Raw genomic sequence first — 11,386 nt, forward strand, 5'->3', positions numbered from 1 at the left:
ATCGATGAATCGAATGGGAAATGACGACGCAGGCCGAGGCTGATTAAGCATCTGCTTGGCATTTGCACGGATCGTTCAAGGGGTTGAGTTTGGGCAGGTGGCAACCGCAACAACCGTTGTTACTTTCATGCCTTCAAACGCAATAGCGCCTGCCATCAGCCTGCAACACCGTCAGCAATGTCGCGATCTCTCAGGTCGGCAGATTATAAGGTTGCCAGCATCCGGTTTGAAATCCGACCGGCATAGTTTTTTCTCATCTCTACTTTCTGTTCCAGCGCGATGATGACATCGAGCGCCAGTTCGACGCCATGGAGTTCGGCAATCTCGGCCAGGCCGCCGGGTGTGAAGACGTTGATCTCGAGAGTTTTGTCGCCGACGATGTCGAGGCCGACGAGGAACATGCCATCCTCGACGAGCTTCGGCCGCACCATTTCGGCGACCGCGAGGATCTTAGGCGTGATTTCGGCGACGGCGGCGGTGCCTGCGGCATGCATGTTGGAACGGACCTCGCCTTTTGCCGGCACACGTCGGAAGGCGGCATATGCGCCGTCACGTTGCAGCGGCCGACCATTCATGAGGAATAATCTTATATCGCCAGCCATCGCATCGGGAAGATAGGCTTGCGCGATCAGGTACGGCAAGGTCCAATTCCATCAGACCGAGCACCGATGCCAGCGAGCCCTCTGTCTGACCCAGCCGCAGGCCGAACACCACGCCCAGCGTTAGAGCAGTCTCGATGGCCTGATCGGAATAGCGCGGCTGGCCGCCACGGGTCGTGCGCTTCGGCGCCTGCCACTGCGACAAAGCTTCTGCGGTCATCCACAGCGTCAGGCTGCCTCGCTGGCGAAGGCCCGCCTCTCAACAACCGGATCGAGCAGGATCATCGGCGCATTAAGCGCCGCATTCGCTCCATGCTCGGTTTCAAATCGATGGCGAGCGCCGCGGTCATTCTCTCCGGCATCGAGATGATCCACATGATGCGCAAACGGCAGGCGAGGTTCGCCTATAATCCGCGGCCCTCGATCGCAGAGCAGTTCGAAATCCTTGCTGCATGAACATTGGCGCAAAGGCGTCCCATTGTAACCAAAAGCACGATTTGCGACAGAACCGAACTAGCTCCGCTCATGCGCAAGAAACTGCCGAAACCGCTCGGACTTCGGATGCTTGAATAGTTCTGCCGGCGCGCCCGTTTCTTCAACGACCCCCTTGTGAAGAAACACAACTTTGTTGGATACGTCGCGGGCAAACGCCATCTCATGCGTGACGACCAGCATTGTTCGACCTTCCTCGGCAAGAGAGCGCATCACTTTGAGCACTTCGCCTACAAGTTCTGGATCGAGGGCCGACGTGGGCTCGTCAAACAGCATTACCTTGGGCCGCTGCGCCAGCGCTCGAGCGATCGCAGCCCGTTGTTGCTGCCCTCCCGACAGGTGCGCTGGATAAAAGTTTCGCTTATCGGCAATCCCAACCCTTTCGAGAAGAGCTTCGGCTTCTGCAATGCATTCGGCACGATCGCGCTTCTGAACATGCACGGGGGCCTCGATGACATTCTCCAAAATGGTCATATGTGACCAGAGATTGAAGCTCTGAAACACCATGCCGATATGTTCTCGCAGCCGATCGACCTGTCTGCGGTCAGCGGGCCTGGTTCTTTGCCCCGCTTTTTTCATCGCATACAGCTCCCCGCCAATACGAATTTCTCCGCTGTCGGGAACCTCGAGCATGTTGAGACATCTGAGCATCGTCGACTTTCCGGAGCCTGAGGAGCCGAGAATTGATATGACGTCGCCTTCATGAGCCTCTAGCGAGACACCTTTCAAAACCTCCAACGGACCAAAGAATTTTTTAAGGTCTTTTACTGAGACGGCAGCGCTTTTTGGTGTGTTATCGCTGTCCAAAGCTGTTCCCCTGATCGACATGCACACTCCTGTTAAGTGTTAGGATTGCGGCCGCATGCGCATGTGCGGCGAAAGCCAGAATTCGACCACCATGAGCATCCGCGTAACGAGGAAATTGATCGCAAGGTAGATCGCTCCCGCGACGATGAAGATTTCGAACGCCCGAAAGCTGTCCGCGATCAATTTTCCCGCAAGACCGGTGACTTCCATTATCGTGATGACAGACGCGAGTGCAGTTGCCTTGACCATCAAGATGATCTCGTTGCCATAGGCCGGCAGCGCATGTCGGATGGCAATTGGAAGAATGATCCGTCTGAACAAGAGAATGCCCGACATGCCGCAAGCGCGTGCGGCCTCAATCTGTTGAATGGAGACGGCCTCCAGGCCCCCTCGAAAGATTTCGCTGCAATAGGCGGCAGTGTTCAAAGTGAGCGCGAGCACCGCGCACCAATAGGGCTCACGAAAAAACCACCAGACACCAAGGTCCTGCAACCCGTGCCGGAATTGGCCCAAGCCATAGTAGAGCAAGAACATTTGGACGAGGAGGGGCGAGCCTCTGAAGACGAAGACATAAGCGCGGGTTATGGTTCGGCCGATTGAGCCGCCCGTCACAGCAAAAAGCGAGATGGCAAGTGCCAACATGCTACCTGCGAGGATGGATGTGACTGCAAGCTCAATAGTCAACGGCAAACCGGCCAGAAGGGTGAGAAACGTCTCCCACATGAAACCAACATCCATCACAGCGCCCTCCTTAACCCGTGTGTCGTCCGAGCTTCCATCCACCTGAACAGAATTGATGAGAACGAGGTGACGACGAGATAAAGGATGACCGCCGTCAGGTAGAATTCAAACGGGCGGCGCGTGGACCCGGCAGCAATTTGTGATTGGCGGAGAAGCTCAACGAGACCCGTCACGGAAATCAATGCCGACTCCTTCAACACAAGCTGCCAGGTATTTCCGAGACCCGGAATGGCGTAGCGAAGCACGAGCGGTGCGACGATGCGCCTGAATTTTGGCCATGGCCGCATACCGACGGCGCTGGCGGCTTCGATCTCGCCGCGTGCGACCGATCTATAGGCGCCGCGAAAAACCTCGGCCTGATACGCCGCCGAAACCACGCCTAGCGCCAGGGTTCCGGTCAAAAATGCGGGCATTCCGATGAAGCCATGATAGCCGAACAGGTCACCGACAGATCCAAGGAGCGCACTTCCGCCGAAATAGAAAAGATAGATGACGAGAAGGTCCGGCACCCCGCGTAGAACCGTGGTGTAGCAGTCGGCGAGCCCGCGAACGGCCATGTGCCGGGACAACTGCATGAAGGTGATAACCGTGCCGATAACAGTTCCAGCCAGGAAGCCGCAGGCGGAAACGCCAATTGTCATGGCCGCTGCGGTTAGAAGGAGCGAACCCCAACCCGTCTGTCCGAAGCCGACGAGCGCCAGGTAACTATCGATAAGTTCCATGCGTGGACCTCTTTGTGAAAGATCAGGCTTGATTCAGTCGGCGGCTCGCCGATGCGCCCAAATGCGCTGTAGCTTCGACATGTTCTTAAGCGAACTCTGGACATGTGCGCGGGCCGCGTTCGCAGCGGCGTCCCGATCGCGCGCGCAGATGGCGTCTGCGATTGCCCGGTGCTCGTCAAGATCCGTATGTTCAAGATCAACCCAAAGGACTTCGAGCCAGAGTGCCAGACGAAGCTGTTGATAGACTTGGTCGGTCACCCTCACGAGAGCCTCGTTACGAGTCGATTCCACGATGACGCGATGGATGTATAGCCCAAGGTCGAGGTTACGGGCCGCGTCTGACGGAGCTTCGTTCGTCGTCTCCTTGAGCTCTACCATCTGGGCGATGACGTCCCGAAGCCGATCGAGGTCCTCCTCGCTTGCCATCTCGCAGGCAAGCTGGGCCGCGCAAACATCGAGCGCTTCCCGAACAACCAACAAGTTGCAAAATTTGGTGATATCCAGATCGGTGACCGTATAGCCGAGGTTCCGCTGCCCGACGATCAGCCCTTCTTCTTCGAGCTTCATCAGTGCTTCGCGCAACGGCGTTCGGCTGACGCCAAACCGCTTGGCCAGCGTGCTTTCCGATAGGCGCTCCGAAGGGCGAAGTTGGCCACTGAGGATGAGATCCTTCAGCTGCGAGTAGGTGCTTTCGCGCAACGAGCCTCGCTGTTCCGTTTTGGTTGATACCAATGAAATCCCCTTTCGTCTTTCACGCATTTATCGGGCCAGTCGAACGTCATCTTAACTTTTTCCCTCTTGCTCGATCAAGAAGAATACGATTATGTATACAATGTTGACCACAACAAGCAATGGCTCTTCACCGGCTTTTTCAGCGCAGCTCGAATTGCGGGTTCAGAACAAACGGGAGGTCCGATGCCACAGATTCTAAGTCTGGAAGAATTGCGGGAGCGCTTCTCGAATACTTCCGGCGGCGAGATGTTCGATCCGGAGTTTCGGAAGGTCGCCGAACTGGTCTTTGGCGAAGGAGACAGCCGCCAGGCTCCTTATTGCGGCGTGCCAACGCTGTTGAAGGCGCCTTATCGTGCCGATGCGTCGCCCGGTTTCACGGACATCGACATCGCGCTTTTCGGAATTCCGATGGATCTCGGAGTGACGAACCGATCAGGCGCGCGGTTCGGGCCGAGAGCCGTTCGCAATGTTGACCGAGTCGGTCCTTATGAGCATGTCTTGCGGGCGGTCCCGACTGCCCACGCACGGGTGGCAGACGTTGGCGATGTTCCGTTCCGGAACCGCTTTGATCTTGCGGCATGCCATGAGGATATCGAGCAATTTGTCCGCGGGGTGATCAAGGCGGGCGTTGTGCCCCTGGCAGTTGGTGGCGACCACTCCATCGGTCTTCCGATTCTGAAGGCTGTTGGGAAAGACCGACCCGTGGGGATGATCCACATCGACGCACATTGCGACACGGGCGGTTCGTTCGAGGGGTGTAAATTCCATCATGGCGGACCGTTTCGCCAGGCGGTTCTCGATGGCGTTCTTGATCCCAGGCGGACAATCCAAATCGGCATTCGAGGCAACTCCGAATATCTGTGGGAGTTCTCGTACGCGTCCGGCATGACTGTCATACATGCCGAAGAGGTTGGCGACCTTGGCATGAAGGCCGTCATCGCGAAGGCGAGAGAAATCGCCGGTTCGGGTCCGACTTACATCAGCTTCGACATCGACTCTCTCGATCCCGCATTTGCACCCGGCACCGGGACGCCTGAAGTGGGCGGACTGACATCGGCCCAGGCACTGGGAATTCTGCGGGGGCTTGCCGGATTGAACATCATCGGCGGCGACGTCGTCGAGATCGCTCCACAGTACGATCCAACCACCAACACCGCGCAAGTTGCCGCGCAGGTACTATTCGAACTCCTCTGCCTAGCGGCCGAGGCGATGAAGGTTCGCACGTCCTAGCAACCGAAGCTGGACGTTGCGGCGACTGCAACCGCTCTGTCTCCAAAAAAATGGCAGGGTGCAACGAAAAGGGGAATACAAGCATGCAAATATCAAAACTCTTGCTGACATCCGTTCTGCTGAGTGTCGTCTCGGCTGGTGCCGCTACCGCACAGACGAAGCCAACCGAGATCACCATTGCGACCGAAGGCGCATACGAGCCTTGGAATTTTACCGGTCCTGATGGCAAGCTCGCCGGGTTCGAGATTGATCTGGCCAATGACCTTTGCGCTCGCATGAAGGTCAAGTGCACGATCGTCGCCCAGGATTGGGATGGCCTCATCCCGTCGCTCAATGCGAAAAAGTTCGATGCCATCATGGCCTCGATGATTGTTACCGACAAACGCCTTGCCGTCATCTCGTTCAGCGAGCCCTATGCCCCGACAGCGGCGGCCTTCATGGTTGATAAGAGCGGTCCGCTTGCAAATCTTCCGGGTACGGGGACCACCGTCGATCTTGCTGCCGACAAGACCAAGGTCGAGCAGGAATTGCAGCCGCTTCGAGATGCTCTCAAAGGCAAGGCCGTCGGCGCCCAGGTATCTACGGCGAACGCAGCGTTCCTCGATACCTATTTCAAGGGCGTCGTCGATCCGAGAGAATACAAGACCGTCGAGCAGCACGACCTGGATCTCCAGGCCGGTCGTATCGATGCGGTCGTTGCACAGAAAACGTCACTGACCGCAACGCTTGGGAAGGATGACTTCAAAGGCTACGCGGTCGCGGGGCCCACCTTTAAGGGTGGAGTCTTTGGGCAGGGTATCGCGGCAGGACTTCGCAAGGACGACACGGTCCTGAAGTCGATGTTCGATGCGGCGATCAAAGCGGCTAAGGCGGACGGTACCATCAACAAGCTTGCACAGAAGTGGATCAAGACGGCTCTTGATTGATTGATCGATCTCTAAAGTCCTTGATCCAACAAAAAATGGCGGCCGGTGTACCGAGAGGTCTCATCGGCTGACCGGCGAAGCTTTGCCAAGCGTCGCGATCGAAACACACCCGCTAATTGGAGAGCCATTGTGACCATTCTTCTCAACTCCCTTGAATCTCGGGACGCCGCGTTCGTTCTTCACCCCTACACCAACGCGTCGCAACATTTGAAGGACGGCCCTCTGGTGATCGCAAGGGGCGAGGGGATTCACATCATCGATAGCGATGGCAATAAATATATCGAAGGACTTGGGGGGCTGTTTTGCGCTTCGCTCGGCTTTAGCGAACAGCGCCTGGTAGATGCAGCGACCCGTCAAATGAAGGAATTGCCATTTTACCATAGCTTCGGGGGCAAATCGCATGAGACGGCTATCGAGCTTGCCGACCGCCTCATCCAGCTTTCACCCGTCCCGATGTCGAAGGTGTTTTTTGCCAATTCAGGTTCCGAGGCCAACGACACCGCCATGAAACTCGTCTGGTATTATCACAACGCAATCGGCAAGCCGGAAAAGAAGAAAATCCTATCGCGTATGCGTGCCTATCATGGAGTGACCATCGCTTCAGCAAGCCTTACGGGGCTTCCGAATAACCACCGTGACTTCGATTTGCCGATTGACCGTGTGTTGCATACGGATTGCCCTGAATTCTATCGCTACGGTCAGCCAGGCGAAACTGAGGAGGAATTCGCGACGCGTTGCGCCGCATCGCTCGAGAGGCTGATCCTGGCCGAAGGCCCGGAAACCATCGGTGCGTTCTTCGCTGAACCGCTTATGGCGTCCGGCGGCTGCATTGTTCCGCCGCCAACCTACTACGAGAAAATCCAGGCAATTCTCCAGAAATACGACGTCCTGCTGATCGCCGACGAGGTTATCTGCGGCTTTGGCAGGCTCGGCACGATGTTCGGCTCCGAAAGCTTCGGACTTGAGCCCGACATGATCGTGATGGCCAAGCAACTTTCGGCGGCATACCAGCCAATCTCCGCGCTGATGATCAACGAGAAGATCCATTCAGCAGTCGTTTCCGAGAGCGAGAAAATAGGGACGTTTGGGCACGGTTTCACCTATAGTGGCCATCCGGTCGCCACTGCTGTCGCGCTGGAAACCCTCAAGATATACGAGGAACGGGACATTGTCGGCCACGTCCAGAACGTGGCGCCAGCGTTTCAGCGCCGATTGCATGAACTCGGCGAGCATCCGCTCGTTGGGAACGCTCGTGGCCGAGGCTTGATCGGGACGCTTGAGCTAGTCCGCAACAAGGAGACGAAAGAGGCGTTCAATCCGTCCCACGGGATCGCAATCCAGGCGGGACGGAGAGCGCAGGTTCATGGCGTCATCACTCGAGCACTGGGCGACAATTACTCGCTGTGCCCGCCGCTGATCATAACCGAGGCGCAGATTAACGAGTTGTTCGACCGTTCGACCCGCGCCCTCGACGACACCTACGCCTGGGCCAAGGCGAATGGGTTGTACTAAGGAAAGGGGATGAGATGCGCAACTTTGAAACGCCGGGAAGATCGATCGCAGTCGGCCGCAGCGGGATGGCGGCGACCTCACATCCGATGGCGACCTTGACCGCAATCGAGATACTGAAGAGCGGTGGCAAGGCAATTGACGCCGCAGTCGGCGCTTGCGCCGTCCAATGTGTGGTCGAGGCTGGCTCCACTGGCGTAGGCGGTGACTGCTTTGCGCTGCTGACGTCAAATGGCAACGATCAGGTCGTCGCCTATAACGGCTCGGGACGTACGCCCGCCGCTGCGGAATACGAATGGTACAAGAACAACGGAATTACCTCCATCGACCGGTCGTCGCCCCATGCTGTGACAATTCCAGGTGCGGTCGACGCATGGACGCGCCTCGTTGCCGACCACGGAAGGATGTCGATCCGGGAGATACTCGCGCCTGCAATCGCGCTAGCGCGGGAGGGATACGGGATCACGCCGAGAGTAGCGGCCGACATTTCGAACCAGCGGGACCTGTTGCTGCGTGATCCGTCGACGCGCCGCATCTTTTTGACTGACGATCATGTGCCGACAGTCGGATCGGTTCAACGCCAGCCCGAGCTTGCGCAAACGCTCGAAGCGATCGGCGTTGCGGGCCGTGACGGGTTCTATCGCGGCCCAGTCGCTGAAGACATGGTGACCAAGCTGAGGTCGCTCGGCGGCCTGCACACGGCCGAAGACTTTGCCTCCGCCGCCGGTGAATACGTTAAACCAATCAGCGTGACCTATCGCGGATGGACTGTCCACGAATGCCCGCCCAACGGCCAAGGCATCATCGCACTGATGATCCTCAAGATGCTGGAGCGTTTTGAGCGCAAGGGCGATCCGTTGAGCGCCGACAATCTGCACATTGAAGTGGAGGCAACCAGGCTTGCCTATGCCGCACGTGATCAATGGGTGGCCGACGCGCAGATGTCGAATGTCCCCGTTGATTACCTTCTGTCTGATCAGTTAATCGACAGTCTCGCCGCCAAAATCGATCTGAAGAAGGCCGTCGATGCCAAGGCTGCTATCGGAGGCGTCGAGCACTCGGATACCGTTTACATTTCGGTCGTCGATAAGGATCGAAATGCTGCAAGTTTCATCAATTCGATCTTTCATCCCTACGGAAGCGGCTTGATGGCACCGAAGTCCGGCGTTTTGTTCCACAATCGTGGTCAGAGCTTCGTGGTGAAAGACGGTCATCCAAATGCCATAGGCCCGCGCAAAAGGCCGATGCACACGATTATCCCAGGGCTTGTCACCCGTGCCGGGAAAACGGTGCTTTCGTTCGGCGTCATGGGGGGGCACTACCAAGCGATGGGTCACGCCCATTTCCTCTCCAAGCTCTTCGATTATGATCTGGACATCCAAAGCGCTATCGATCTGCCTCGCCTGTTTCCGCTTCCAGGCACGACCACAGTCGAGATGGAGGCGCAGCTTCGCACATCGATCGGCCATGATTTCGAAACACGTGGTTTCAAGACTGTCGCTCCGAATTGGGCGATCGGCGGGGCGCAGGCGATCTGGATCGACGACCAAAACAATGCGCTGCTGGGCGCTTCCGATCATCGAAAAGACGGTTGTGCACTCGGCTACTAAGAAAATGGAGAGTGACATGTCGGGATATCCGGATACGCAACTTCACATAAACGGCCTTTGGCGAGATGGCTCCAATGAGCGCCTATCCATCCTTAACCCCGCTTCCGGTGAAATCATCGGCCGCGTTTCGAATGCCGGCAGTGATGATCTTGATAAAGCGCTTTCGGCCGCCGCCGCCGGCTTTGTAGAGTGGCGGCGCGTCAGCGCGTTCGAGCGGGCGAAAATTCTGCACAAGGCCGCGGAGATCCTACGCGATCGCTCGGCAACGATCGCAAGAATAATGACTCTGGAGCAGGGTAAGCCGATCGCTGAATCGAAAGCGGAAACAGCAGGAGCAGCCGACACCATCGACTGGTTTGCCGAAGAGGCACGGCGCGCCTATGGTCGTCTGATTCCACCAAGGTCGATCAATGTCAGACAAATGGTCGTCAAGGAGCCAGTCGGTCCGGTGGCGGCTTTCAGTCCTTGGAATTTTCCCCTGAACCAGGCCGTGCGCAAGGTATCAGCGGCCCTCGCGGCCGGTTGCTCCATCATCCTAAAAGGCCCCGAGGAAACGCCGGCAAGCTGCGCAGAGCTTGTTCGCGCTTTTGTCGACGCAGGATTGCCGGCGGGGGTCATCGGTCTCGTTTTCGGAATTCCGGCCGAGATCTCAAACTACCTCATACCACATCCTGTCATTCGCAAAATCTCCTTTACGGGATCGACGGTTGTCGGAAAACAGCTAGCCTCGCTTGCTGGCGCTCATATGAAGCGTGTTACCATGGAGCTTGGCGGGCACGCGCCAGCCATCGTTTTCGATGATGCTGACATCGATCTTGCTGTCAAAATTCTGGCTGGCGCGAAATTTCGCAATGCAGGACAAGTTTGCGTGGCGCCGACACGCTTTCTGGTCCAGGGCGGTGTGTATGACAAATTCGTCGACGGTTTCGTGAAGGCAGCCGAGGCCCTCAAGGTTGGCGACGGGTTGGAAGACGGTGTCACGATGGGACCGCTTGCCAATGCGCGTAGGGTCGATGCGATGGAGGCATTGACATCAGACGCCGTATCGCGCGGAGCAATTGTCAGGACCGGCGGCAAGAGGATCGGCAATCGAGGGAATTTCTTCGAGCCGACTGTCTTCACCAATGTTCCGCAAGATGCTCGAGTCCTCAATGAAGAGCCCTTCGGGCCTATGGCGTTGATAAGCACCTTTGCAGACTATGGCGCCGTCGTTCGAGAGGCGAACCGCCTGCCGTATGGGCTCGCTGCTTACGCATACACGACGTCTGCGAAAACAAGTGCTGCACTTGCTCGTGACATCGAGAGTGGAATGCTCTCGATCAATCATCACGGGCTGGCGTTGCCGGAACTCCCCTTCAGCGGCATCAAGGATTCCGGCTACGGTTCGGAAGGCGGCGTCGAAGCGATGGAAAATTACATCAATTCAAAGCTTGTAACCGAGGCAATTTAGCGACCGTAATAGCAGCGCCGAAGCTATGCTTTCACAGACATCAGTTTGACATCCGCTTTTCTGCTTTCGCCAATTCGATGGCCGGTATCCACTTGTCGCTGTAAGGCTTTCGTGCTGCCGCTATCACGATTTGCGCGACAGCATGGCGAGCGGATCGGGCTTGGCAACAACATCCATTTGCGCATTCAGGTCATGACTTGCGAGAAGCTCGAGGCGGTTAGCTTGGAAGGACCGCAGCACGAACGACTTGAAGATACACCGCCGAAAGGCAACCACGTGACAGTGGGGTAGGCGTCACCCGCTTCGATTGCCGGAAGGCTACATCGGTGCTACTGCAACATGGTAGAGATGAGCGGCTCGGACTGTTGCAATCAAAGTCCCGAGGCTTAGCATTACAGTTGCATATTTCTATAAACTCTGAATCTATGGGTCTCCATGATTCGGAGGTCATGGATGATGGGTGCATCAATCGAGACGACGCTGGAACTTTGGGCATCGTCGCTGCGTGACGTCAAGGCTCGTATGCGGCGACTGTTTACGCAGGAGCGAGTTGCAGCATCCGCGAACC

9 protein-coding genes and 4 pseudogenes are annotated in these 11,386 nt (G+C 57.0%); 7 read left to right on the forward strand and 6 right to left on the reverse strand.

The window, feature by feature from the left end; translation table 11 throughout:
- Positions 1–203: 203 nt before the first annotated feature.
- Positions 204–635 (reverse strand): annotated as a pseudogene (locus tag QD409_RS34605) (glutathione synthase); the annotation flags it as partial.
- Positions 592–831: pseudogene (locus tag QD409_RS34610) on the reverse strand (transposase); the annotation flags it as partial. The pseudogenes QD409_RS34610 and QD409_RS34605, both read right to left, overlap by 44 nt.
- A gap of 26 nt (positions 832–857) precedes the next feature.
- On the opposite strand from QD409_RS34610, the pseudogene QD409_RS34615 reads away from it, so the two are divergent.
- A pseudogene (locus tag QD409_RS34615) lies at positions 858–1,055 on the forward strand (DDE-type integrase/transposase/recombinase); the annotation flags it as partial.
- A 57-nt stretch (positions 1,056–1,112) separates the two neighbouring features.
- On the opposite strand, the gene QD409_RS34620 reads toward QD409_RS34615, so the two are convergent.
- Genes QD409_RS34620 through QD409_RS34635 form a run of 4 tightly spaced genes read right to left on the reverse strand, consistent with a single transcriptional unit; the run spans position 1,113 to position 4,120 of the window.
- The gene (locus QD409_RS34620; RefSeq protein ID WP_430764952.1) at positions 1,113–1,919 is read right to left on the reverse strand and encodes an ABC transporter ATP-binding protein; all 807 of its coding nucleotides are present in this window, start codon (positions 1,917–1,919) and stop codon (positions 1,113–1,115) included.
- Between the two features lie 18 nt (positions 1,920–1,937).
- Positions 1,938–2,636 carry an ABC transporter permease gene (locus tag QD409_RS34625; protein WP_430764953.1) on the reverse strand — a complete coding sequence of 233 codons (699 nt, stop codon included), beginning with the start codon at positions 2,634–2,636 and terminating at the stop codon, positions 1,938–1,940.
- Positions 2,636–3,361 (reverse strand): ABC transporter permease, encoded by a 726-nt coding sequence (locus tag QD409_RS34630; protein ID WP_430764954.1) that lies wholly within the window; start codon positions 3,359–3,361, stop codon positions 2,636–2,638. The genes QD409_RS34625 and QD409_RS34630 overlap by 1 nt, the downstream gene beginning before the upstream one ends.
- 33 nt (positions 3,362–3,394) lie before the next feature.
- Entirely contained in the window at positions 3,395–4,120 is a 726-nt protein-coding gene (locus tag QD409_RS34635; protein ID WP_430764955.1) for a GntR family transcriptional regulator, read from the reverse strand.
- A gap of 156 nt (positions 4,121–4,276) precedes the next feature.
- Here QD409_RS34635 and speB point away from each other — a divergent pair, with 156 nt between their 5' ends.
- From speB to QD409_RS34665, 6 genes and pseudogenes are all read left to right on the forward strand, one after another.
- The gene (speB, locus tag QD409_RS34640) at positions 4,277–5,323 is read left to right on the forward strand and encodes an agmatinase (RefSeq protein WP_430764956.1); all 1,047 of its coding nucleotides are present in this window, start codon (positions 4,277–4,279) and stop codon (positions 5,321–5,323) included.
- A gap of 83 nt (positions 5,324–5,406) precedes the next feature.
- Positions 5,407–6,249, forward strand: coding sequence for a transporter substrate-binding domain-containing protein (locus tag QD409_RS34645; protein WP_430764957.1), 843 nt, complete (start codon positions 5,407–5,409; stop codon positions 6,247–6,249).
- Between the two features lie 129 nt (positions 6,250–6,378).
- Positions 6,379–7,761 (forward strand): aspartate aminotransferase family protein, encoded by a 1,383-nt coding sequence (locus QD409_RS34650; RefSeq protein ID WP_430764958.1) that lies wholly within the window; start codon positions 6,379–6,381, stop codon positions 7,759–7,761.
- Between the two features lie 14 nt (positions 7,762–7,775).
- On the forward strand, positions 7,776–9,368 hold the full coding sequence (gene ggt / locus QD409_RS34655; RefSeq protein WP_430764959.1) for a gamma-glutamyltransferase: 1,593 nt from the start codon (positions 7,776–7,778) through the stop codon (positions 9,366–9,368).
- Positions 9,369–9,384: 16 nt separating this feature from the next.
- Complete coding sequence (locus QD409_RS34660; protein ID WP_430764960.1) at positions 9,385–10,818, forward strand: NAD-dependent succinate-semialdehyde dehydrogenase; 1,434 nt, start codon at positions 9,385–9,387, stop codon at positions 10,816–10,818.
- Positions 10,819–11,253: 435 nt separating this feature from the next.
- Positions 11,254–11,386, forward strand: a pseudogene (locus tag QD409_RS34665) (IS701 family transposase); the annotation flags it as partial.

Origin of the sequence: Rhizobium sp. BR 315 (assembly GCF_050577975.1) — a bacterium.
GTDB classification, from domain to species: Bacteria; Pseudomonadota; Alphaproteobacteria; order Rhizobiales; family Rhizobiaceae; genus Rhizobium; species Rhizobium miluonense.